Source organism: Streptomyces verrucosisporus, from assembly GCF_017114865.1.
In the GTDB taxonomy this organism is placed as follows: Bacteria; Actinomycetota; Actinomycetes; order Streptomycetales; family Streptomycetaceae; genus Streptomyces; species Streptomyces fenghuangensis.
In genome coordinates this window covers 381,584-405,263 of record NZ_JADEYH010000002.1, presented here as the reverse complement: position 1 = coordinate 405,263, position 23,680 = coordinate 381,584, and the positions used below count along the sequence as shown (strand labels likewise).

Sequence of the window (23,680 nt, the reverse complement as noted above, 5' to 3'; positions counted from 1 at the left end):
TCCTCGGCCCGTCGGCGGCCGACCGCGGCCGCGCCGCCTGCCGCACCCGGCCGCCGTACGACCGAGCGGCACTCCACTTCGGCCAATGGTTCAGAATTTCCTAAATTCAGGATTCCATGTATCGTCATGGCGTGTTGACCATCGCCCCCGACATCGAGGTGCTGGCCCGGTTCGGCCGCGCGCTCGCCGACCCGATCCGCTGCCGGCTCCTGCTCGCTCTGCGCCAAGCCCCGGCCTACCCCTCCGACCTCGCCGACTCCCTCGGGATCTCCCGCACCCGGCTGTCGAACCACCTGGCGTGCCTGCGCGACTGCGGGCTGGTCGTGACCGTGCCGGACGGGCGCCGCACCCGCTACGAGCTGGCCGACGAGCGCCTCGGCCACGCGCTGGACGACCTGCGCACCGCGGTGGTGGCGGTGGAGAGCGACCGCACCTGCGTCGAGAACGACGACGAGGAGCGCTGCCGATGACCGCCGTGTCCCTGGAGGCCCCTCCCCGGCGCGATGCCCTCGCCCGCCGCATACGGCTCCTGGTCGCCGTGACCATCGCTTACAACGTCGTCGAGGCGATCGTCGCGATCACGGCCGGAACGCTGGCCTCCTCCGCCGCGCTGATCGGCTTCGGCCTGGACTCCGCCGTCGAGGTCTCCTCCGCCGCGGCGGTCGCCTGGCAGTTCTCCGCTCGCGACCACGAGGTGCGTGAGGCCAGGGAGAAGAGGACACTGCGCGTCATAGCGGTCTCCTTCTTCGCACTCGCCGCCTACGTCACCGTCGACGCGGTCCGGGGCCTCGCCGGCACCGGCGAGGCCGAACCCTCCGTGCCCGGAGTGGTGCTGGCCGCCCTGTCCCTGGCGGTCATGCCCTTCCTCTCCTTCGCCCAGCGCAAGGCCGGACGCGAACTCGGCTCGGCCTCCGCGGTGGCCGACTCCAAACAGACCCTGCTGTGCACCTACCTCTCGGCCGTCCTGCTGGTGGGCCTGCTTCTCAACGTGACCCTCGGCTGGTCCTGGGCCGACCCCGTCGCCGCCCTGGTCATCGTCGCCGTCGCGGTCAGGGAAGGCCGTGAGGCCTGGCGGGGCGAGAACTGCTGTGCTCCCTCCCTCCCCACCGCGGCGGCCCCTGACCGGGCCGACGTGGACGGCTGCGGCTGCGGCTGCGGCTCGAACTGCGCCTGACGCACCCCGGACGCGGGGGCGCCGTGCCGCGGGCAGGCCGAGCGGACCGGGTCCGCGCAGGGGACGGGATCCGCCCACCGGCAAGGATGACCCCGACGAGCACGAGGGCCGGAAAGACGCCCCAGGTCCACTGGCACGGATGAGCGCCCCGAGTACCTGCGGTCGAAACCGGTCGACATCTCTACGGCATCGGCGGCCTTCCCGGATCTCCCGGGAAGGCCGCCGACATCATGACCCGCGCCCGGACCGCCTGCTCTGCCTCAGCCCCGGTGGGCGGCCCGGAGGAGCAGGACCACGGCGACGGCCGAGACCGTGACCAGAAGGGCGGTCCACGTACACGACTCCAGACGCCCGCGGCGGATGCGATGGGACATCACCGGCCCGCCCCCTTCCACTCCGCGCCGCCGAACAGCGGCTGCGGACCGGCCGGTTCGGCGATGCGGTGGGCGCGGACGATGAGGTTGCCGTCCTCGTACGACCAGCCCTGCCCGGTGTCGGCCCGCTCACGGACGCGGGCCGGGTCGTGGAAGACCGACGGAGCCAGGCAGCCGCGCATCCCGCGCAGCATCACCGGCACATCCCGGCCGATCAGCACCCCGTAGGACACGCTGGGGAACAGCCGGTCCAATTCCCTGTCGGGGCGGGCGGTCCAGCACAGCCGGTACCAGCCCCCCTCGCCGGGCGGCGGCGCGGGAGCGGGTGCCGCCCTCTCCGCTCGCCCCGGATGGCAGGGGCAACCGCACGCCAGGTGGCGCACTCCGGGTACGCCGCTCTCCCCCGGCTCGGCCTCGGCGCACTCCCCGTGCGCCCCGATCGCACAGCGCACGGAGACGTATCCGGCCTCCTCCGCGCCCGTTCCCGCCCCGCTCACAGGCCGCCTCCGGTCACGGTCCAGCCGGGCACCGGGACGGGCCGGGCCCGGACGCCGTGCGTCTGGAGATGGATGTTCCGCGTGTCGAGGTCCAGCCCCACCGTCGCCATCCACAGCACCCGCCGGCGCCGCCTGCGCACCGACCGCTCGTGCGCCGTCCAGTACGGCCGCACGGGTGCCACATCCGACGTATCCCCGCAGCCGCGCGGAGTCCGCCGTGCGGGCTCCGCCTCCACGGCCGGGCAGGCCGCGCTCTTGTCGGTTCGGGGGGCCCGCACCGAGGCCGCCCGGCGCTTCGGCGCCAGCCCCCTCCGGCGCCTCCCGGTGGCCGGAAACAGCAGCGTCAGTGCCCACAGAAGGGCAGGGCTCAGGGCCCAGCCCAGGAAACGCGCGATAGTGTTCCGCACGTCATCAACTCCCTAGAAGTTGGTGGCCATGCCCCGGGACGGCGCCCACCGTCGCCGGGGTTTCTGTTTGCTTATACAACCACTCTAGTCCACTGCACACAACTCCATGCAGTTGTGCTCACTTCCCTGAAGCGCCCCGCCGCATCCCACTGCGTACCTTCATCGCATGGAGGAAATCGACCCCGGACGTCCGGAATACGTGTATGCACAGGTGGCCAACGCCATCGAGCAGAAGATCAGCAGCGGACAGCTCCGGGCCGGGGCTCGCCTGCCCGGTGAGTTGGATCTGGCTGAGCAGTACGGCGTAGCCGCGGGCACGATTCGACGTGCCCTCGTCGAACTCCGCGAGCGCGGACTCGTGGTGACGCTCCCCGCGAAGGGCACGTACGTGACACAAACTCCGCCCGCCGGCAAGGACGGCGAGTAACGGACCAGAAGCCGTCACCCCCCAGCGGCACCGTCCACCGAACCCGCCTCACCGGGAAGCCACACCCTCGCGCCCCACTCGTCCAGTTTCGCCCTGCGGGACTCGTAGTCGGGGAGGACCCTGCCCACCAGACGCCAGAAGGCAGGTGAGTGGTTGGGCTCGCGCAGATGTGCCAGTTCGTGGACCAGGACGTAGTCCACGAGCGCGGCGGGGAGCTGCATCACCGCCCAGTGGATGTTGAGCGCGCCCCGGTCCGAGCAGGAACCCCAGCGGTAGCCGAGGGGACGAACGACCAGGTCCACCGGCGGAGACACGAGGCGTTCCGCCCAGGGGCCCACGCGCCGGGGCAGCCACTGCCGTCCGCGCTCCGCGTACCAGGCCACCAGTTCCTCGGCCGCCGAGCCCCTGCGGTCCCGGCACAACCTGAGACGGCCGTCCACCAGCGCCACTGGCCGGGAAGCCTCGTCGACGGTCATGAGGCGGTAGCTGCGTCCCAGGTAGTGGAACCCCTCCCCGTCGATGAACCGGCGGTGGGGCCGCTGCCCGGCGTCCGTCTCCCGGTCGCGCACCTTGCCGTAGAGCCAGGACAGACGGGTGCGGATCATGCCTTCGAGAGTGTCGCGGTCCGCGCCGGGCGGCACGGCCGCGACGATCCTCGCGTCACGCTCCACCGTGACCCGGACGGTTTTCCGTCCGGGCACGGGAACCACGTCGATGACCAGTCCGCCGATATGCAGCGGTGCGGCCGGGGCGTTGCGCATGGTGGTGCTACAGGTCTTTCCGGTTGTGCTGGACGATGTCCCGCAGCGCGGGAGCGAGGCTGCTCGCCGCGGACTCGGTGAGGGGATGGACAGTGAGCAGGTCCCAGATCTCGCTCTGCAGATCACGCAGCGTGGCGGGGTTCGAGAACAGGTCCTTCCTCACGTTGTAGCGGGCGGCCACGCTGCGCACTTCCTTCGCCAGGCCCACGAGTCCCGCCCGTGCCTCGTCGCTGACGACACCATCGGTGATGACGCCGGTCAGCTGCTGGTAGAGGGCCTGCTCCAGGCGGGTGAGGGCCCTCACGTCCTCGGGCAGGTCGGAGCTCTGCCCCGCCGCGATGTCGCCGGCCTCCTCGGCCAGTCCCCTGAACGCCTCCAGCTGCTGCGCCCAGTCGTCGGCGTACTTCTTCAGGATCTCCTCAAGCCGTTCCCGCAGCCTGGCGTACGCGGCGGGGTTCTCCGCGAAGTGCAGCTCGATGTGGCTGCGGATGGCGTGCTTCATCATCGACGCCTTGGCCCGGGAGCCCGGCAGCTGCTCCACCTTGGTGCGGAAGTCGTCCGAGGTCAGCCGGGTCGGCTCTATCATCCGCGCCACGTCGAGGCTCTTGACGTGCTCGTCGATCAGCTCGGCGACCCTTTCGCCGTACGCTGCGGGGTCGAAGCCGTCGTCCTCCTCACTGAACCTCTGCTTGGCGAGCTGGGCGACGAAGGTGAACAGCCGGACGGGTTGCTGGTAGGGGCGGGCCGCCTCGCGCGGCATGACGAGGTTGAAAGTGCCGAGGAACTCCCGCAGTAGCTTCCGGTACGTTATACGCCGTTCCTCGTCCTCCAGGGTGTCGACGAGCCGGTGCACGGCCACTGTGTCGGCGGTATCGACGAGATCCTTGGTGAGCCACAGGTGGTGGCGCAGCGCGGCGCACTGGTCTTCGAGCTTGTTCTCCTCGACGGCGAAGTCGATGGGTTTGCCCTCCCGCTCGTCGGCGGCGTAGGCCTCCATCGCCTCCTTCAAAGCCTTGCCGACGCCGGCGTAGTCCACGACGAAGCCGGCCGTCTTGCGGTCGGCGGTGCGGTTCACCCGGGCGACGGCCTGGAGCAGCTCGGCCTCGCGCATCCGGCGGTCCAGGTACATGACCTGCTCGATGGGGGCGTCGAAGCCGGTGAGGAGCATGGTGCGCACGATCAGGAAGGCGACCGGCCGGGAGTCGGGAGTGAGATCCGAGGGAGAGGGGAACGGGCTGCGGAAGGACTTGATCGCCTTCTTCTGCGCGCTCTCGTCGGACCATGACTGCCAGGATTTGTCGTCCTCCTGGTCGGCGGAGATGACCGGCACGAAGTCGATGGCCCTGAGCAGGGCCAGGTTCCTGTGCGCGGCGACGAGAAGACGCTGCTTGAGCCCGCGCTCCTCGTCGGGTGTGTTGAGGGCCTTGTCGAGCACCTGCTTGGGGGCGCGCTCCACCCCGTGGACGAGCTCGTCGCGGGCATCGCTCAGCGCCTCGCGGTAGCGGACGGCGATCCCCCTGGAGTGCGCCACCACCTGCGCCTTGAACCCGTCCTTCATGGCGCCCTCGACGTAGTGGCGCAGCATGTGCCGCGCCTTGCGCCGGATCATGTCCTCGGCGCCGAGCACGGCCGAGGACTTCGCGTAGCGCCGCTGGAGTTCTTCGTACTGCTCGTCGGTCGTCAGCTCGGGGAACTCGTCCCTGAGCGTCTCGTCCAGCGCCTCGCCCTCGAAAACTGCTCCCTTGACGATGTAGCCCTCGTAGTAGATGGGGACGATCGCCTCGTCCTTCTCGGCGTCCTTGATGCGGTACTTGTCGATGAAGTCACCGAAGGTGGTCGTGGTGAGCTTCTTGCGGTTCATGATGATCGGTGTGCCGGTGAAGCCGATGCGGGCGGCGTTCGGCAGCGACTCCATGAGGTTCTGGTGCAGCGCCGAGCCGTGTGAGCGGTGCGCCTCGTCGACGAGGATGAGGATGCCGTCGTCGTCGTTGACCAGTCCCCAGCCGGGGGTGCGGTCGTGCGCGAGGTCGTCGCCGGCCTTCTCCTTCTGCCTCGCCTTCTCGATGTCCTGCTGCTTCTGGATCATCACGAAGACCAGCCCGGCGCCCTCGCGTCCGAGGACCTTGGGCACGTCGGAGGCGCGCGTGACGGTGTCCGGCTTCTCGCCCGTGAGCACTGCGGTCTCCGAGAGCTGTTCCTGGAGCTGCTTGCGATCGGTGACGACGACGACCTTGATGTGCCCGAGCCCCGGTGTGGAGCGCAGTTTGCGGACGAGGAACACCATCGTCAGGGACTTGCCCGACCCCTGGGTGTGCCAGATGATGCCGCCCCGCTTGTCCTCGCTGCCGTGCACGGCCTTCGTCTCGCCCCTGAGCAGCCGCTCGACGGCCTTGTGGACGGCCCGGTACTGCTGGTAGCGCGGGGCGATCTTCACCCGGGCGGTGCGCCCTTCGGCGACCTCGACGTCCTTGAAGACGACGAAGTTCTTCACGATGTCGAGCAGCCGGTGCGGGTGGAGCACGCCGGCCGCGAGGATCTTCTGCGCCTTCGCGAAGGCGTCGTCGGGGTGGTAGGTGGTGAACGCGATCTTCTTGGCCTTGAGCGGGTACGGGTCGCGCCACACCGCGTAGTCCTGCAACCGGGCCGTGAACGTGCCGAGCCGGGCCTGGTCACCCGTGGTCGCCACGGTCAGCTGCACGGTGCGGAAGAGCTGGTCGCTGCCGCGCGGGGCCGTCGCGCCCTTCGTCTGGTTCGCGTATCGCCGCAACTGCTGTACGGCACGGCGGAGGTCGCCGTCCTGTGCACCGAGCTTCTTGCACTCGATGACGACGAACGGGATGCCGTTCACGAACAGCACCAGATCGGCGATCAGTGGCTCTCCCCGGCTGCCGGGGACGGTCATGCGGAACTGGGAGACCGCGAGGAAGTCGTTGTTGTCGGGGTTCTCCCAGTCCACGAACCGGATCGTCTGCCCACGTCCGCCGTCCCAGTCCGGCAGCCCCGACACCTCAACGCCGTTGAGTAGGACGTCCGTGGCCGCCTCGTTGGAGGCGATGAGGTCGGCTCCGGTGGCGGTCCCGGCGCGCGTCAGCGCGGCGATCGCCGTCGCGGCCCGCGCGTCGTCCACCCACGCGGAACCGTCCGGCCGCCGGTTGAGCTGCTGGAGCTTCAGCCGGAGGATTCCGTCGAGTACGGCCGTGTCGAAGTCCGGCCGCACGTATACAGGCTCCCCTTCCGCCTGCAACTCCGCGCCCTTGGCCCCGACCACATGCCGCCAGCCCATACTGCGGTGCTTCAGCTGCGCAATGAGCGGCTGCTCGACATAGGTGTACTCAGGACCGGACATACGAGCGGTCTCCTTCGGCTACGGAGTGCGGGCGTAGGGCTCGGTGATGCAGGGTGGTGCGGTGCCGTTCTTGTGGTGTGGGGTTGCGTTAAGCGACAGATTCGGCGGGAATGCGGACCTTGCCGGCGAAGAGGTCATTCACGAGGGCCTGTTGAAGCAGTCTGAGCTTTTTGATATCTCGCTCAGCCACATCGACCTGCTCCCGCCACTGTGCGATAGATGCGACGACCCTCTCTTGATCAACCAGGGGAACCATCGGAACGGGAACCTTCTTCACTTGAGAAGAATTGATACTCGCAAGGTTCGTCGTCTGCTTGGCAACACTAAGGAAGTAACTCTTCCCGCGCGGCGACGCCAAGTGGGCGGCAAGGAAGTCAGAGCGATAGGTATCCCAATCACAGCGAACCTTAAAAACATGGTTCTGATGCAGGCATGGGCTAATTCGTCCATCCCAAACCCCGCCTCGCCCAAGTTTGTCAAGGTCCCCTCCTTCCGTCAGAAGTACGTCACCCTCTTGAAGGAGGAACCGCTCCACGTCTGAGCTTCTAACCGATACGGTTTTGATGTCCGAGGTATCGATATAACCGTCCTGAACATTGGCAACACGGAGGTACGGAAGCGTCACAGCTCCATCACCCGCCTCGTCATTACCAAGAGTGACACCAGAGGAAATATTGGCTACCTCTTCCAGAGTTCTCCACTCTACGGCTGGCTCATTCGACGTAACCTCCAGCAAGTGTGCGGTTTCGGCCGCAGCCAAAATTTCCAATTTTTCGCGCCGCATTACGGACCGCTCGATCTGCGCATCAACCTCGTCGAGAATCTCAGCGATTCGCCGCTGCTCCGCAAGCGACGGCAGGTTGACTTCGATCTTCTTGAAGTCCCTGTAGCGAACAGCACCCCGTCGATCGACAGATGCCTGATCATGAACACCATAAGCGGTGATCATTTCGTCACTCTTGAGAAGGCGGTACATGAATTTAGCATCGGCCTCAGGCGCACAGGAGAAGACCGTGTAGATCGGACTGACACAGGCTGTATCGACCAAATTTTGAAGACCGATAGACCCTTCGGTCAGGTGGTTAGTCGCGTACGCGAACCATCCTCTCCGGACCAACTTGTAGCCCGAGATGTCATCACTGTAGATCTGACGGTTCTTGAAGTACTCATTCGACGGGACAAGGCCGTAGTGCTTTGTGGAGGAGAGTACAACCGCTTCGCTCGCGAGGCTTCCGACCCGGGCGTTCTCCTCCCGAGTCACCTCACCTAGCGCAACCCTTTTCCATCCCTCACGCATAGCCCAGCTCCTCCAGGTACCCGCGCAGCCGCTTCGCTGAGGCCTCTCGCTCGCGCTCCAGGTCCTCCAGCGTCACCGCGTACTTCTCGCCCCAGTTGCGGTACGCGTCCACCAGGGCGCGCCGGTCGGTCGCGACGAAACGCTCCATGCGGGCCCGCAGATCCGCCTTCAGGAAACCCAGCACCACATCCCGCGCCTGCTCGCCCGTCAGCTTCTCCGCCGCCGTCTTCAACTCGTCGACGAACGACGCCTTCAGCGCGACCAGTTCCTTCTTCGCGGCCGTGAGCTTCCTCCTCAGCGCGGCCAGTTCCTTCGGCGGCAGAACGTTCGACAGGTCCGGCTCGTCGTCGTCCCCCTCTACCCCGTCCGCCTCGGCCTTCTTCTTCGGCGGGGAGCTGGCCTTCACCTTGGCGTCCAGTTCCGCCACAAGCGCCTCGGCCGTCTCCAGCCGCTCCACGTACGCGGGGATCAGCTCCGGTACGAGGCGGTGTTCCCGCGCCTTGCGCTGGGCCGCCCGCACCCGGGCCTTCGCCTTGGCGTCGGCGTCGGACGGGGGTTCCTCGAAGGCCGACTCGATGCTCGCGACCCAGCGCTCCACGACGCCCTTGAAGCCTCGCCTCGCGAGGACCCGCAGATCGTTCTGCGTGTCGAACCACCAGGCGGCCACCGTGCCCGAGAGCTGGTAGGTGTCCAGCAGCCCGACCGGCTTCAGTGCCTCTCCGAAGGTGGTGAGCAGTTCCTCGCGGGTGTCCCACAGCTGCTGGTGCTCCGGCAGCTTCTCGATCCGCTCGCGGTGCTGCTGCCACCACGTGTTGAACGCCGCCCCGAGCGTGTTCTCCCGCTCCCGCGCGAGCTGCGGGATGCGTGCGGCGGTGGCCTCGTACCCCTCCTCCGGGAAAGCCACGTACTCGGCGTCCTTCGGGCGGAAAAGCAGCTGCTCGGCGTCGATGCCGAACGCCGAGAACTGCCCCGCCCGCTCCTTCACCTCGCTCCTGGGCACGCCGCCGTACAGGTGCGCCCGCACGTCCTGCGGCTCGGGAGGCGGGGTGTTGTCCACGTAGCGGCGGATGTTGAGGTTGTAGTCGTTCTTCGCCAACTCACTCCACGGCACGACGCGCGAGAAGCCGTCGATCTGCTCCCAGTTCTCGTATACGGAGGCGATCTTCTCCGCGTGCTGGGCCTCCAGCAGGTTCTGGGTACGTCCGGCCGTGACCTCGCGGTCGGCGTTGATGAACAGCACTCCGTCGCGCCGCCCCGCGGGGGCTCCGTTCCGGCCGCGCAGGACGAGGATGCACGCGGGGATACCCGTCCCGTAGAAGACGTTGGGGCCGATACCGATGACGGCCTCCAGCCGACCGTCCTCGATGATCCCCTGCCGGATGTCCCGCTCGGCTCCTCCACGGAACAGCACACCGTGCGGCATGACGGAGGCGGCGACGCCGTCCGGCTCCAGCACGGCGAGGATGTGCTGGATGAACATGAGGTCGGCCTTCTTGCCCGACTCGGGCGTCCAGCCGTACGCCATGCGCTCGGGGTGCTCCATGTCCGTACGCCGGTAGTTCTGGGCGAACGGCGGGTTGGTGAGGATGCGGTCGAAGCGCCGGAGCCGCCCGTCCACTTCGTGCTTGGGCTCGGCGAGGGTGTCGCCGTGTTCGATGATTCCGTCCGCGACCCCGTGCAGCAGCAGGTTCATCCGGGCCATCGCCCAGGCGCTGCCGTTGTCCTCCTGGCCGAACACCGACAGGTGCGACTCGTCGCCACCGTGTTCCTGCACGTACTCCTTGGCGAGGATGAGCATGCCGCCGGACCCGCAGCACGGGTCGTAGACGGACATGCCCGGCTCGGGCTTGACCAGTCGGTTCATCATGCGGATGACGGAGCGTGGGGTGTAGAACTGGCCGCCCTTCTTGCCACCCTCGTCGGCGAACTCACCGATGAGGTACTCGTAGGCGTGGCCGAGCAGGTCGGGGAACTCGAAGTCGCCGTTGCTGAGCCTGTACAGGCTGAAGTGATCGATGAGTGCCTGGAGGACCGGCTTGCTCAGCTTGTTCCTGCTGGACGCGGGGTTGAAGTCGATGTAGCCGAGGACACCGGCCAGTGTCTCGTGGTTCTCCAGCTCCAGTTGGGCCAGCGCGACGTTGAGCGCCTCGGCCGGTTCCGTGCGCGACCTGCTGGTGATGGTGGACCAGCGGGACTCCTTCGGGACGTAGAACTCCCGCGACCGGTACGCGTCCCGCGACTCGGCCTTCTCCCTGGCCTTCGCGCGGTCCAGTCCGGCCGCGACGTAGCGCTCTTCCTTTCCGGCGCGTGCCACCTCGAACTGGTCCGAGGCGCGCTTCAGGAACAGCAGTCCGAAGATGTAGTCCTGGTACTGCGCGGCGTCCATCTTGCCGCGCAGGATGTCCGCCGCCGCGTACAGATGCCGCTCCAGCTGGGGCAGCGTGAGCTGTGCCACTCGTGTCTCTCCTTGCTCGGTGAGCCGCGGAACGCGTGTCCTGCGGCATGTCGGCCCTGTGCGGCAGGGCTACGACATTCGGTTCGTGCGCCGGGTCCTGGGCGCTCTGCGCTCGGGGGCCGGCGCTGCCGGGCGGGAGGCTCCCCCGACGGGGAGGTCGTCGCCGAGCAGTTGCGTGAACAGCCCCTGCCGTACGGCGTCGAGGCGCTCCAGCATCCGGCGCTGGATGTCCATCTGCAAGCCCACCTCACCGAGCGCCGCAGCCATCAGCCGCTGATCGCGCGGGGAGGGCAGCGCCACCGGCAGTTCCCTCAACATCCACGCGGTGAGGACCGGCACCGTTCCCACCTGGGCCTGGGACAGCAGGTGTTCGGACGCGGGCGAGTGCGCCAGATAGGCCACCAGATAGGCCGGGTCGACACGGCTCGTATCAGGGCGGAGGCGGACACAGGAAGAGTGGTAGACCCAGTCGCGGGATCCCTCGTCGGCCAGTGCGATTCTGCCGATTCCGCCCAGGCGGACGACCACCAGGTCACCCGGGAGCAGCCGGTAGCGCTCCAAGCCGGCGGGGTTGCCCGGCACGTACCGGATGGCCTGGGGATCGATCCGCTGCGCGTCCGTGATGTCGGCGGGGGTGACCACCGGCGTTCCGCCGGCCTCGTCCGTGAGGCCGGCGAAGAGATCACTGGAAGGGCTGGGGGTGACCTCGCAGAGGTCACCCATCGGCACGGCATCCACCTTCACGCCCCGCTACCCCCACGCTGCGCGCAGGCTCCGGGACGGTTCGCCAGCAGCGCCGGAAGGTCGGTGTCCGCGGCCTCGACGCGCAGGGCCGCGGCCTGGGAGACATAGCCGATGACTGTGAGCACGGAGCGGCGGTCGGCCGCTAGGTCCCGGCCACCGATGCGGTCCTGGTGCGCGACCTTGTTCCGCAGCAGCCGCAGGTGGTCGAGGCGCGTGTAGAGCGGCCTGCGCCGCCCCCGGTAGCCGGGGAACCCGGAACTCATGGGGCGCCACAGCTGGGTCTCGTAGTCGGCGCCGCGCCCCAGCAGGGAGACCCAGAAGCCGAGTGTCACCTCGCGCTGAACGGCGGCAGGCGTCGCCGACACTGAGGCCCGGGCGAGCTTGGCCTCGGCATCCCGGATCTTCTCCATGGTGCCGTGGGTGAGTCGCAGTCGCCGGGCGTTCCACCAGTCGTCCCGGCCGTAGTGCGCCGCCAACCGGGTGGAGACAGTGCTCCGCAAGATGTTCTCCAGGTGCCGGAGCAACCCGTACATCGCCTTGGAGACATCCGTCTCCCAGTCGGACCACTTCAGGGCCTGCCGACAGGAGGGGGAGCAGAGCGTGCCGGGATCGGCGTACCGCTCGGCGTCCACGAAGTCGATCAGCGCTTTCTCGTCAGCAGTGGTGCACGACATGGCGATCCCCCCGAGGGTCCGTGTTGCACAGCAGAGACGCAGGGCATTACGATGACTGGCGTAAGCCCCGGTGTGTGCCTCTGCTCGCAAGCGCCCCGGGGCACAGCTGTACCCCTGGAAGCACACCCGGGTGGTCCGGGTGCCGCAGTCCGCACACCAACGCGCGGAGCTACAGTAGCACAACCATTGGCCATAGGAAGTTCCAAATGTATTGCCATACACGGGAGTTCATTCGCTCCCGGTTGGCTGCCATCGGCGCTCCCGCCATCCACTCTCCGGCTCGCGGCGAACGGTGCACGACCCGACTTCCCGCCGGAGCAAGCACGACAAAGCCCCTCCCGGGAGACCCTGGGAGGGGCTTCTTGCTGCCGTGTGGACCTGAGGGGATTCGAACCCCTGACCCCCTCGATGCGAACGAGGTGCGCTACCGGACTGCGCTACAGGCCCTTGCAACGGGTGAAACCCTAGCATCCCCATGCCCGTGCGTGGAAATCCGTTCCCGCGCTGGTCACGGTGCGCGGGGGCGACGGGGGCGCCCGGGGCGGACAGGATCACTCGTTGGCCGCGCGGGGGCGGTCCTCGTCCGCGTACTGGTCGAAGAGCGGGGTCCGGCGGCGCGGCGCGGAGGAACGCGAGGGGGCCGGGGTGGCGGAGGGTCGGGCGGGCTCGGAGGAGGCCGTGGTGGAGCGGGCGGAGCTCCAGGCGTCCGGGGCCTCCAGGTCCACGCCGCGGGCGGTGCGCGGGGCGACGGGGGCGTTGACGTAGGTGGGCAGCGGTACGGGGGTGGGCTCCCAGCCGCTCTCCACCGGGGCGGGCGTGCGCTCGCGGCGCTGGGCGTCCACCCACTCGGCGTGGTCGGTCTGCTCCACCAGGGCCCGCCGCTCGTCCGCCTCCGGGTCGGAGGCGGGCTCGGGGGCCGGTTCGGGGGTGTGGGCGGAGGTGTTACGGCCCGTGGCGGTACGGCCGCCGGTGGCACGGTCGGCGCGGCCCGCGCGGCCCGTGCGGCGCTCGCGCAGGTGGCGGGCGGCGTCCTCGGCGTGGCGCCGGTCCATCACGAACTCGAAGCGGCGCCTCTCCTGGGCGCGCATATGGGCGATGTAGGCGCTCAGCAGCCCGGCGGGGATCGCCGGGGCCCACAGGAACGCGATGCCGCCGACCGCCGCGACGATCGCGCCGAGCGTGAAGGCGAGGAAGAGCACCATCGTGGTGCGCCGGCGGCGGGCGAGGAGCTTGGCCCGGCCCTTCTGCCCCTGGTTCGGGTGGCCCGGCCGGCCGAGCCGGCCGGGCCTGCCGGCCGGGCCCTGCTGGGGGCGGCGCACCTCGGTGGGGGCCTCGGCGCGCGCGACCGTCGCCGGGCCGGGGACCGTGATGTGCTCGGTCACGGGGTCGGCGAGCGCCCGGACGTCGACGCCCGGGGCACCCTGGTCGTCACCGTCGGCGGGGCCGCCGTCCCCGGACGCCTCCCTGCGCTCAGGGAGGTTCCTGGCGTACCGGCGCTCCATGCCGGCCCGGCCGGACAGCAGCCGGATGGCGGTGCCGAAGCGCTCCGTCGGACGGACCTCGTTGAGTTCGTCCTGCCGGCGGAGCCACATCGGCACCAGGTAGGCGGCCCAGGCCCCGACGATGACTGCGTAGATGAGGCCGCTGCTGCTCACCCACCACACGGTAGAGGGGTTTCGCGAAGGTGATACGCCAATTGGCGCGGTGTGTCGCACGATCCGGCTGATATCTCAACCGTTTTTTGCGATTAAGGCGGCCTGCCTCCGCGAATGTGTCCGGCCGATGACTGTAAGGTGTCTTACCCTCAGGCAATATCGAACATTTATTTCATTTCTGCGAGGCGCCGGGAAGAGAGCGCCGGTGCCAGCGTTCCAGCAGGCCGTCGGGGACGTCCTCCGTGGTCAGCGCGTAGACCAGATGGTCGCGCCAGGCGCCGTCGATGTGCAGATAACGCGGCCGCAGCCCTTCCTCGCGGAATCCGAGTTTCTCCACCACCCGGCGGCTCGGCCCGTTCTCCGGGCGGATGCAGACCTCGATCCGGTGCAGTCCGACGGTGCGGAAGCAGTGGTCCACGGCGAGCACGACGGCCGTCGGCATCACACCCCGTCCGGCCACCTCCCGGTCCACCCAGTAACCGATGTGGCCCGAGCACATCGAGCCCCAGGTGATGCCCGCGACGGTGAGCTGACCGACCAGCCGCCCCCGGTACTCGATCACGAAGGGCAGCATCCGGCCCGCCTGCGCCTCCGTGCGCAGGTGCCGGACCATCTGCCGGTACGTCGGCCGGCGCGGCGGCAGACGGCCGGGCAGGGCGGGCGGGACGGTGGCCTCCCAGGGGCGCAGCCAGTCGCGGTTGCGCTGGTTCACCTCGCGCCAGACGCGGTGGTCGCGCAGCCTTATGGGGCGGAGGGTGATGTCACCGTCCGTCAGCTCGACCGGCCAGGGTGCGTTCAGTGGGGTGCGTCCTTCCTGGGGTGGTCGCCGCCGTGGATCTGGTCCACGGCGTGCGGCAGCAGGGGTGTCAGGACCGCCAGGCCGTCGTGTACGCCCCCGGTGGAACCGGGGAGGTTGACGATCAGGGTGCGGCCGGCGACACCCGCGACGCCGCGCGAGAGGGCGGCGGTGGGCACCTTGGCCAGGCCGGCGGCGCGGATGGCCTCCGGGATGCCGGGGACCTCGTGGTCGAGTACGGCCCGGGTCATCTCCGGGGTGCGGTCGGTGGGCGAGATGCCGGTGCCGCCGGTGGTGAGCACCACGGCGTAGCCGTCGGCGACGGCCTCGCGCAGCACGTCCTGGACGGGCTCGCCGTCCGGGACGACGCGCGGGCCGTCGGTGGCGAAGCCCAGCGCGCGCAGGGCCTGGGCCAGCAGCGGGCCGGTGGTGTCGGGGTAGACGCCCGCGGCGGCGCGGTTGGAGACGGTGACGGCGAGGGCGCGGTGGGCCATGGGCGCGGGCTCTGCCCCGGGCGCGAGGCCGGACGCGGGTGCGGACACGGGCTCGGTCATCGGTCGCGGCTCCAGTCCCCGGAGGCTCCCCCGGTCTTCTCCTCCACCCGCACGTCCGTGATGACGGCCCCCTTGTCGACGGCCTTGACCATGTCGACGACCGTCAGCGCCGCGACCGACACGGCCGTCAGCGCCTCCATCTCCACGCCCGTGCGGTCGGTGGTGCGCACCGTCGCCGCGATCTCCACCGCGTCGTCGGCCACGGCGAGGTCGACCTTCACCCCGGACAGGGCCAGCGGGTGGCACAGAGGTACGAGGTCGGGGGTGCGCTTGGCGCCCATGATCCCGGCGATACGGGCGACCGAGAGCGCGTCGCCCTTGGGGACGCCCTCGCCGCGCAGCAGCTCCACCACCCGGGGGGAGACGCGTACGCGGCCGGTGGCGCGCGCCGTGCGGGCGGTGACGTCCTTGGCCGAGACGTCGACCATCCGGGCCGCGCCCGCCTCGTCGATGTGGGTGAGGCCGGCGGCCCCGCCTGCTGGACTCCCCTGTCGCGCGCTGCTCATCGCTCTCCCGCGTCGGTCCGCTCCGGACGTCAACGGTACCCGCCGCGGCGCGGGCGCCGTCGCGTCAGTCCAGGAGGACGACCTCCAGTTCGTCGCCCCGGGCGACCTCGGTGGTCCGCTCGGGTACGACGGCCAGCGCGTCGGCGCGGGCCAGCGAGCCCAGCAGGTGCGAGCCGGGGCCGCCCACCGGGTGAACCGTGCCCGGCTCCTCCCCGGCGGCCGGGGGCTCGTACCGGCCGCGCAGGAACTGGCGTTTGCCCTCCGGGGAGGCGATCGGCTCCTGGCACTCCAGGCGGGCGGTGACCGTGCGCCGGGTGACGGGCTCCAGGCCCATCAGGGCGCGCAGGGCGGGGCGGACGAACAGCTCGAAGGAGACGTGGGAGCTGACGGGGTTGCCGGGGAGGGCGAACAGCGGGATCCGGTCGGGGCCGACCAGGCCGAAGCCCTGCGGTTTGCCGGGCTGCATGGCCAGGCGGCGGAACTCCACGCGCGCGGGGGGCCGCGGAGTGCCGTCGGCGCTCCCGGCCGCCTCGGCGGGCTCTCCGGCGCCCCTGCCGTCGTTGCCGTCGGCGCCGCCCCCGTCGTCCGGCGGCTCGGCGCCGCCCAGGACGGTGCCCTCCAGGCCGGTGAGCGCCTCCTTGACCACGTCGTACGCGCCGACGCTGACACCGCCGCTGGTGACGATGGCGTCGGCGCGTACGAGCTGGTCCTCGACGACGGTGCGCAGGGTGGCTGCGTCGTCGGCCACCGCGCCGACGCGGTAGGCGATGGCGCCGGCGTCGCGGGCGGCGGCGGTCAGCGCGAAGCTGTTGGAGTCGTGGATCTGGCCGGGGCCCAACGGCGCGCCGGGCCGGACCAGTTCGCTGCCGGTGGAGAGCACCACCACGCGCGGGCGCGGCCGTACGGTGACGGTGCCGCAGCCGACGGCGGCCAGCAGGCCGATCTGCGCCGGGCCCAGGACGGTACCGGCCTCCAGGGCGACGGAGCCGGCGCGTACGTCGCTGCCCTTGCCCCGCACGTACTGCCGTGCCGTCACCGGGCGGTGGACGCGGACCTCGCCGGCCGCGCCGGACGGATCGGCGCTGTGGGCGGCCATGGCGTCGGCCGGGCCGCCGCCGGTGCCGCCGTCGGTCCACTCCACGGGGACGACGGCCTCGGCGCCGGGCGGCAGCGGCGCGCCGGTCATCACACGGGCGGCCTGGCCGGGGCCGACCTCGGGCAGCCGGCCGGCGCCCGCCGCCACGTCGCCGACGACCTCCAGCACCGCCGGGGCGTCCTCGTCCGCCTTCTCCACGTCGGCGACGCGCACCGCGTAGCCGTCCATGGAGCTGTTGTCGAAGGGGGGCAGGGAGACGGGCACCAGGATGTCCTCGGTGAGCACGCAGCCCTGGGCGTCGAGCAGATGCAGCTCGATGGGTTCCAGCGGCCGGACCGACCGCAGGATGTCGGCCAGGTGCTCGTCGACGGACCGGGTACCGCTCAAGTGCCTACAGCTCCTCTTTGACGAAGTCTCGCAGCCAGGCGCGGAAGTCCGGGCCCAGGTCCTCGCGCTCGCTCGCCAGCCTGACGATGGCGCGGAGGTAGTCCCCGCGGTCGCCGGTGTCGTAGCGGCGGCCCTTGAATACCACACCGTGGACCGGGCCGCCGATTCCCGGGTCGGCGGCGAGGGTCTGGAGGGCGTCGGTGAGCTGGATCTCGCCACCGCGGCCGGGCTCGGTCTTGCGCAGCACCTCGAAGACGGCCGGGTCCAGGACGTAGCGGCCGATGACGGCCAGGTTGCTGGGGGCGTCCTCGCGGGAGGGCTTCTCCACCAGGTCCGACACGCGCACGACGTCGTCGTCGCCGGTGGGTTCGGCGACGGCGCAGCCGTAGAGGTGGATGCTTTCCGGGTCGACCTCCAGCAGCGCCACGACGCTGCCGCCGTAGGTCTCCTGGACCTCGATCATCCTGGACAGCAGCGGGTCGCGCGCGTCGATGAGGTCGTCGCCGAGGAGGACGGCGAAGGGCTGGTCGCCGACGTGCGGGGCGGCGCACAGCACCGCGTGGCCCAGGCCCCTGGGGTCGCCCTGGCGCACGTAGTGGATGGTGGCCAGGTCGGTGGACTCCTGGACGCGGGTGAGCTTGGTGGCGTCGCCCTTGCTGCGCAGCACCTCCTCCAGCTCGTAGTTGCGGTCGAAGTGGTCCTCCAGCGGGCGCTTGTTGCGACCGGTGACCATCAGGACGTCGGGGAGGCCGGCGGTGACGGCCTCCTCCACCACGTACTGGATCGCGGGCTTGTCGACGACCGGCAGCATCTCCTTCGGGGTGGCCTTCGTCGCCGGAAGGAAGCGGGTGCCGAGCCCGGCGGCCGGGATGACGGCCTTGGTGATCCGCCGTGTACGCGAGGTAGTCATGTCTGCACCATAGCCGTTGGTTTGTCACGTAACGCGCATGTCTGACTGGTCCGTTGCGGTTTACAGGGAGATGTCCCGACGCTCGGGGCCGCGCTGGCGCGCCATCAGGATGATAATGCGCCTGCCATGGCGAGGGACTGGCGTAATCGAGCCGGGGAGATGAACGCGGCGTGAAGGACGACGGAACCACCGGAGCACACCGGGGTAAGCACGCGGCACCGGATGCGGCGCCGGGGGAAGGGCCGCGGACGGTGGCCGGCGAGAAGCGGGCCCTGCGGCGCTCCCTCCTGGCGGCGCGGACCCATCTGCCGGAGGACGGCGTCCACCGGCTCGCCGGCGCGCTCGCCCGGCACGCCCTGGAACTGCCCGAGCTGGCCGGGGCCCGCACCGTCGCCGCGTACGTCTCGGTGGGGCGCGAGCCGGACACCCGCGCGCTGGTGGACGAACTGCAATGGCGCGGCGTGCGCGTGCTGCTGCCGGTGCTGCTGCCGGACGACGACCTGGACTGGGCCGCGTACGAGGGGGCCGAGTTCCTCTCCTCCGCCCGCCGGGGACTGCTGGAGCCCACCGGGCGGCGGCTGGGACCGCAGGCCGTGACCGGGGCGGACGCCGTACTGCTGCCGGGGCTGGCGGTGGACCGGCGCGGGATGCGCCTGGGGCGCGGCGGGGGCAGCTACGACCGGGTGCTGGCCCGGATCGAGGCGTCCGGGGCCACCCCGGCGCTGGTGGTGCTGCTGCACTCCGGCGAGTACCTGCGCCGGGTACCGGCGGAGCCCCACGACCGTCCGGTGCACGCCGCGGTGACCCCCGAGGGGGTGCACCGCTTCACGGCGTGAGACCGGCGGGCGCGGGGCTCGCGGCGGTACGGGGTGAGGGCGGCTACGGGGTGAGGGCCATGGTGTCCACGGTCGCGTCCTCGACGGCCTTGCGGCCGAACGCCCAGTCCAGCTGCCCGCCCTCGGCCCACATGTCCGTCTGGTCCACGTAGTTGGAGTGGTAGGCGTGGCCGGAGGCGCCGGTGAGGTTGATCCAGCTCGACTCGTCGAGGTCGGCCAGGTTGACCACCATCCGCATCGACGGCACCCAGATCACCTCGTAGCCGCCCGCGGCGTTCCAGCCGGTGGCGTTGACGGCCGCCTCGCCACCGCCCAGGTCCCACGGGCCGCGGTTGAGCAGGTGCTGGACGAAGCCCGGGCCCTCGGTGCCCAGGGTCTGGTTCTGGAGCATCAGCCGGTGCAGACGGCCCCAGCTCCAGGTCTCGATGTCCTTGCCGAGCTTGGTGGTCAGCTCCCAGCGGGCGTCCTTCATGGCGCGGGCCAGCAGCGCGTCGCGGTCGCCCTCGCCCTCCTCGAAGCGGCTGCCGGGGGTCCACCAGCCGCTGTCGGGCTCGTCCAGCAGCGTGCGCACGACCTCGTACCAGCGGTCGCCGCCGTCGGGCTGCGCGGAGGACGGGGCGCGTGTGCCGCACTCGCGGACGGTGCGCGGGTTGCCGCTCAGGTCCTCGATCGGGCCGGACTCGTCGGCCGGGCGGACCCGCAGGCACTCGCCCTCGACGCGGACCTCCTTGGGGAGCTTGTTGCCGAAGCCGAGCTTGAGGAGGTTGCGCCACACGCCGTTGAAGTAGGCGGCGGGCGCGGAGTCGGCGTCCTGGGTGTAGTCCCAGCCCTCCAGCAGCTCCTGCGCCTGGCGGACGTAGGGGTCCTCGACGTCGATCTTCAGCAGGTACGGCACCAGGATCTTGGCTATCTCGCTGCTGTTGTCCAGCTGCATGGTCCGCATGTCGTCCGTGGAGACCTTGCCGCCGTCCTTGATCTTGGACTGGATGAGGTCGTCGATCCGCTGGCTGCGGGCGCCGTAGCCCCAGTCCTCGGTGAGCGGGTAGGGGTACTTCTCCGCGTCGATCACGGCCTGATTGGCGGTGACGATGTAGCCGCGCTCCGGGTTGTACTCCCAGGGCAGGGCCTCCTGCGGTACGTAGCCCTCCCATTCGTGGTCCGGGTCCCAGCCGGGCGCCGGGTAGCGGCCGTCGTGGCCCTCGGCGCGGACCGGGATGCGGCCGGGGGCCTGGTAGCCGATGTTGCCCTCGGTGTCGGCGTAGACCAGGTTCTGGGAGGGGACGGCGAACTTCCGGGCGGCCTTGCGGAACCCGTTGAAGTCGGTGGCGGTGTTCAGCTCGAAGACCGCGTCCATGGTCCTGGAGGGCTCCAGCGCCGTCCAGCGCAGCGCGACGGCGTAGCCCTTGCCGCGGTCGGGGGCGACGTCGCCGACCGGGGCGTGGTCGCCGACTCCGGCCAGCTCGTTGCTGCGGTCGGAGACGAGGGGGCCGTGGCGGGTGGAGCGGACGGTGATCTTGCGGTCCTCGCCGCCCGCGACCTTGATGACCTCCTCGCGGGTCTCGTACGGGACCTTCTTCCCGTCGTAGAGGTAGGTGCCGTTCTCGATCTTCTCCAGGTACAGGTCGGTGACGTCGGCGCCGAGGTTGGTGAAACCCCAGGAGATCTCCTGGTTGTGGCCGATTACCACGCCGGGCATGCCGGAGAAGGTGAAGCCCGCGACGTCGAAGGGGCAGTCCTCGCCGACCGAGTTGCAGTGCAGGCCCATCTGGTACCAGAGGGAGGGCAGCTGCGGGGCCAGGTGCGGGTCGTTGGCGAGCAGCGGCTTGCCGGTGGTCGTGTACTCGCCGGAGACGACCCAGGAGTTGGAGCCGATGCCGTCGCCGCTGGGGCCCAGGAGGGCGGGGACGGCGTCGAGGGAGGCGGCCAGCGCGGCGAGCTGGGTCTGCACGCCCTGACCGGCCTGGCCCGTCTGGCCGGACTGGCCCGTCTGGCCCGCCGGGGCGCCCTGGCCGGTCCCTGCGCCCTGGCCGGCCCCGTCGGGGGCGGTGGCGTCGGGGGCGGTGGCGCCGGGGGCGGTGGCGCCGTTCTGCGCGGGGTCCCCGCCCTCCGCGGGGGTGCCCTTCGGGTCGTAGGAGCCGTCGAGGGCGCTGACGGCGCCGTCCTGGACGATCGGCTTGTTCCGGTCGAAGGGGTAGTCCGGGTAGAGCGCCTCGATCTGCTTGTTCGTCAGGCGGCTGGAGAGCAGGGCCCGGTCGATCTCGTCCTGCATGTTGCCGCGCAGGTCCCAGGCCATGGCCTTGAGCCAGGCCACGGAGTCCACCGGCGACCACTCGTGCGGCTTGTAGTCGCTGACGAGACCCAGGGCCGCGTACTCCAGGGAGAGTTCCGCGCCGCTGCGTCCGCCCAGATAGGAGTTGACGCCCTCGGCGTAGGCCAGCAGGTACTTCTTGGTCGTGTCCGACAGCTTGGTGTCGTACTCCTCCTGCGCCACCTTCCGCCAGCCCAGAGTGCGCAGGAAGGCGTCGGTCTCGACCTGGCTCTCGCCGAACATCTCCGACAGCCGGCCGGCCGTCATGTGCCGCCTCACGTCCATCTCCCAGAAGCGGTCCTGGGCGTGGACGTAGCCCTGGGCGCGGAAGAGGTCCTCGGCGCTGTCCGCGTAGAGCTGGGGTATGCCGTGCTCGTCGCGTTTGACGGTGACCGGGGCGGAGAGACCTTCAAGCTCCATCGAGCCGGTCGTCTGCGGGAAGGACGCGCGGACGGTGCCGACGCTCCAGTAGGCGCCGTAGCCGACGCCCGCCACGAGCAGCAGCACGACTGCGATCACGAGAAGGCGGGCGCGTCGCGGGGTCTTCTTGGCGGGCATCGCTGTCCTTCGAGGGCAGGGTGGGACCAGAGGTGCTGGAGCAACCATAGGACGAGCCGGGTCGCCGGTCGGCAGGGAGTCCGCGCATCAGGAGCCGGAGATTCAAGCAATGGTAAATTGTTAGGCAAAGAAATGACTTCCCGGCGGTCGGGTCCCGGCCGTTGCCTCCGCACGCCCACGGAAGGATCCGCTTCTGACTGTCGACCGCCTCAACGAACTCATGCTGGTCTCCGCGATCGTCCTGCTCGTCGCCATCGCCGCGGTCCGGCTCTCCACCCGCACCGGCCTGCCCAGCCTCCTGATCTACCTGGGGCTCGGTCTGGCCCTGGGACAGGACGGGCTCGGGATCGAATTCGACAACGCCGAGCTGACCCAGGTGCTGGGCTACGCGGCGCTCGTGGTGATCCTGGCCGAGGGCGGGCTGAGCACCAAATGGCGCGACATCCGGCCCGTCATGCCCGCCGCCGCCGTGCTCGCGACGGTGGGCGTCGGCATCAGCGTCGCGGTCACCGCCGCGGGCGCCCACTACCTGGTCGGCCTGGACTGGCAACTGGCGCTGATCATGGGCGCGGTGGTCTCCTCCACCGACGCCGCCGCGGTCTTCTCCGTACTGCGCAAGATGCCGCTGCCCCGGCGGCTGGCCGGGACGGTGGAGGCGGAGTCGGGGTTCAACGACCCTCCCGTGGTCATCCTGGTGATCGCCTTCTCCGTGTCCGGTCCGATGGACTCGTGGTACATGCTGATCGGGAACATCGCGCTGCAGCTGGCGATCGGCGTCGCGGTCGGGGTGCTCGTCGGCAGGCTCGGCGAGTACGGGATGCGGCACGTGGCGCTGTCCTCCTCCGGCCTGTACCCGATCGCGGTGATGGCGCTGTGCGTCCTGGCCTACGCGGGGGGCTCGCTGGCCCAGGGCAGCGGCTTCCTGGCCACCTACATCTGCGGGATCGTCCTGGGCAACGCCAGGCTGCCGCACCGCCCGGCCACCCGCGGCTTCGCGGAGGGCCTGGCCTGGATCGCGCAGATCGGCCTGTTCGTCCTGCTCGGCCTGCTGGCCACCCCCTCGGAGCTGCTGGAGGACTTCGGGGCCGCGCTGGTCATCGGGGTGGTGCTGACGCTGGTGGCCCGGCCGGTCTCGGTGCTGCTGTGCAGCCTGCCCTTCCGGCGGCCCCTGCGGGAGCAGGTACTGATGTCGTGGGCCGGGCTGCGCGGCGCGGTGCCCATCATCCTGGCGACGATCCCCATGTCCGAACCGGGCAGGGACAGCGACCGGATCTTCAACATCGTCTTCGTCCTGGTGGTGGTCTTCACCCTGATCCAGGGTCCGACCCTCCCCTGGGTCACCCGGAAGCTCAGGCTGGCCGGCGGCGAGGGCGCACAGGATCTGGAGATCGAGTCGGCCCCGCTGGAGCGGCTGCGCGGACATCTGATCGCGGTGTCCATCCCCGGCGGCTCGCGCATGCAGGGTGTGGAGGTGACCGAGCTGCGGCTGCCCAAAGGCGCGGCGGTCACCCTGGTCGTGCGGGGGGACAACAGCTTCGTGCCCTCGCCGTCGACCGTCCTGCGGCACGGCGACGAACTGCTGGTCGTCGCCACGGACGCGGTGCGCGACGCCGCCGAGCGGCGGCTGATGGCCGTGGGCCGGGGCGGCAAGCTGGCGGGCTGGCTGGGGACGGCGGGCAGTTCGGCGCTGCGCAGAGGTGACCGGGAGGCCGGGCGGGGCCGGGCGCGGCCGGGCTCCGGAAGGGGCGGAGACGAGGGCGGGGCACGGCCGGGCCCGCGGGGTGATCGGCTACTCTGAGGCCGTACGTTTGTCCGACTTTCGGAGCTACCGGAGTTTCGACCCCGCCTGATGCAGGGCCGGCACGGCCGCCCGGCCGACCACATGCCGCGGTCCGTGCGAGAGGACGGCCTTCGGCGC

The 23,680-nt window shown here is 70.4% G+C and carries 20 protein-coding genes and 1 tRNA gene; 5 read left to right on the top strand and 16 right to left on the bottom strand.

Annotated features, from left to right (window positions below):
• Positions 1 to 131: 131 nt before the first annotated feature.
• Together IQ279_RS04885 and IQ279_RS04880 are read left to right on the top strand one after the other, a co-directional pair.
• The gene (locus tag IQ279_RS04885; RefSeq protein WP_206347024.1) at positions 132 to 470 is read left to right on the top strand and encodes an ArsR/SmtB family transcription factor; all 339 of its coding nucleotides are present in this window, start codon (positions 132 to 134) and stop codon (positions 468 to 470) included.
• Entirely contained in the window at positions 467 to 1,174 is a 708-nt protein-coding gene (locus tag IQ279_RS04880; protein WP_206347023.1) for a cation efflux transmembrane domain-containing protein, read from the top strand. Before IQ279_RS04885 ends, IQ279_RS04880 begins: the two co-directional genes overlap by 4 nt.
• 373 nt (positions 1,175 to 1,547) lie before the next feature.
• On the opposite strand, the gene IQ279_RS04875 is transcribed toward IQ279_RS04880, so the two are convergent.
• Both IQ279_RS04875 and IQ279_RS04870 read right to left on the bottom strand, forming a co-directional pair.
• On the bottom strand, positions 1,548 to 2,045 hold the full coding sequence (locus IQ279_RS04875; RefSeq protein ID WP_206347022.1) for a hypothetical protein: 498 nt from the start codon (positions 2,043 to 2,045) through the stop codon (positions 1,548 to 1,550).
• A complete protein-coding gene (locus IQ279_RS04870; protein ID WP_206347021.1) occupies positions 2,042 to 2,227 on the bottom strand; it encodes a hypothetical protein in 186 nt (61 codons plus the stop codon). The genes IQ279_RS04875 and IQ279_RS04870 overlap by 4 nt, the downstream gene beginning before the upstream one ends.
• A gap of 391 nt (positions 2,228 to 2,618) precedes the next feature.
• Here IQ279_RS04870 and IQ279_RS04865 point away from each other — a divergent pair, with 391 nt between their 5' ends.
• Positions 2,619 to 2,879, top strand: coding sequence for a GntR family transcriptional regulator (locus IQ279_RS04865; RefSeq protein WP_206347020.1), 261 nt, complete (start codon positions 2,619 to 2,621; stop codon positions 2,877 to 2,879).
• Between the two features lie 14 nt (positions 2,880 to 2,893).
• On the opposite strand, the gene IQ279_RS04860 is transcribed toward IQ279_RS04865, so the two are convergent.
• The 13 genes from IQ279_RS04860 to galU all read right to left on the bottom strand — a co-directional run bounded on the left by IQ279_RS04860 (position 2,894) and on the right by galU (position 18,060).
• Complete coding sequence (locus tag IQ279_RS04860; protein ID WP_206347019.1) at positions 2,894 to 3,640, bottom strand: M48 family metallopeptidase; 747 nt, start codon at positions 3,638 to 3,640, stop codon at positions 2,894 to 2,896.
• A gap of 7 nt (positions 3,641 to 3,647) precedes the next feature.
• Entirely contained in the window at positions 3,648 to 6,986 is a 3,339-nt protein-coding gene (locus IQ279_RS04855) for a type I restriction endonuclease subunit R (protein ID WP_206347018.1), read from the bottom strand.
• A gap of 88 nt (positions 6,987 to 7,074) precedes the next feature.
• Complete coding sequence (locus IQ279_RS04850; RefSeq protein ID WP_206347017.1) at positions 7,075 to 8,283, bottom strand: restriction endonuclease subunit S; 1,209 nt, start codon at positions 8,281 to 8,283, stop codon at positions 7,075 to 7,077.
• On the bottom strand, positions 8,276 to 10,738 hold the full coding sequence (locus IQ279_RS04845) for a type I restriction-modification system subunit M (protein ID WP_206347016.1): 2,463 nt from the start codon (positions 10,736 to 10,738) through the stop codon (positions 8,276 to 8,278). Before IQ279_RS04845 ends, IQ279_RS04850 begins: the two co-directional genes overlap by 8 nt.
• 69 nt (positions 10,739 to 10,807) lie before the next feature.
• A complete protein-coding gene (locus IQ279_RS04840) occupies positions 10,808 to 11,461 on the bottom strand; it encodes a restriction endonuclease subunit S (protein WP_241027649.1) in 654 nt (217 codons plus the stop codon).
• Between the two features lie 17 nt (positions 11,462 to 11,478).
• Entirely contained in the window at positions 11,479 to 12,156 is a 678-nt protein-coding gene (locus tag IQ279_RS04835) for a hypothetical protein (RefSeq protein ID WP_206347014.1), read from the bottom strand.
• Positions 12,157 to 12,529: 373 nt separating this feature from the next.
• Positions 12,530 to 12,603: transfer RNA gene (locus IQ279_RS04830), tRNA-Ala, on the bottom strand.
• Positions 12,604 to 12,707: 104 nt separating this feature from the next.
• A complete protein-coding gene (gene sepX / locus IQ279_RS04825; RefSeq protein ID WP_206347013.1) occupies positions 12,708 to 13,811 on the bottom strand; it encodes a divisome protein SepX/GlpR in 1,104 nt (367 codons plus the stop codon).
• Positions 13,812 to 13,983: 172 nt separating this feature from the next.
• Complete coding sequence (locus IQ279_RS04820) at positions 13,984 to 14,610, bottom strand: GNAT family N-acetyltransferase (protein WP_206347198.1); 627 nt, start codon at positions 14,608 to 14,610, stop codon at positions 13,984 to 13,986.
• Positions 14,607 to 15,101, bottom strand: a complete 495-nt coding sequence (locus IQ279_RS04815; protein WP_206347199.1) for a MogA/MoaB family molybdenum cofactor biosynthesis protein — start codon at positions 15,099 to 15,101, stop codon at positions 14,607 to 14,609. Before IQ279_RS04815 ends, IQ279_RS04820 begins: the two co-directional genes overlap by 4 nt.
• A gap of 56 nt (positions 15,102 to 15,157) precedes the next feature.
• The gene (gene moaC, locus IQ279_RS04810) at positions 15,158 to 15,667 is read right to left on the bottom strand and encodes a cyclic pyranopterin monophosphate synthase MoaC (RefSeq protein WP_093846693.1); all 510 of its coding nucleotides are present in this window, start codon (positions 15,665 to 15,667) and stop codon (positions 15,158 to 15,160) included.
• 64 nt (positions 15,668 to 15,731) lie between these two features.
• Entirely contained in the window at positions 15,732 to 17,150 is a 1,419-nt protein-coding gene (locus IQ279_RS04805) for a molybdopterin molybdotransferase MoeA (protein ID WP_206347012.1), read from the bottom strand.
• 4 nt (positions 17,151 to 17,154) lie between these two features.
• Complete coding sequence (galU, locus tag IQ279_RS04800; protein WP_093846697.1) at positions 17,155 to 18,060, bottom strand: UTP--glucose-1-phosphate uridylyltransferase GalU; 906 nt, start codon at positions 18,058 to 18,060, stop codon at positions 17,155 to 17,157.
• A gap of 251 nt (positions 18,061 to 18,311) precedes the next feature.
• Between galU and IQ279_RS04795 the strand changes: the two genes are divergently transcribed.
• Positions 18,312 to 18,896, top strand: a complete 585-nt coding sequence (locus IQ279_RS04795) for a 5-formyltetrahydrofolate cyclo-ligase (protein WP_206347011.1) — start codon at positions 18,312 to 18,314, stop codon at positions 18,894 to 18,896.
• 43 nt (positions 18,897 to 18,939) lie between these two features.
• Here the strand turns inward: IQ279_RS04795 and IQ279_RS04790 are convergent, their stop codons facing one another.
• The gene (locus IQ279_RS04790; RefSeq protein WP_206347010.1) at positions 18,940 to 21,762 is read right to left on the bottom strand and encodes a penicillin acylase family protein; all 2,823 of its coding nucleotides are present in this window, start codon (positions 21,760 to 21,762) and stop codon (positions 18,940 to 18,942) included.
• 220 nt (positions 21,763 to 21,982) lie between these two features.
• On the opposite strand from IQ279_RS04790, the gene IQ279_RS04785 reads away from it, so the two are divergent.
• On the top strand, positions 21,983 to 23,560 hold the full coding sequence (locus IQ279_RS04785; protein WP_241027570.1) for a potassium/proton antiporter: 1,578 nt from the start codon (positions 21,983 to 21,985) through the stop codon (positions 23,558 to 23,560).
• The last annotated feature ends 120 nt before the right edge of the window (positions 23,561 to 23,680 follow it).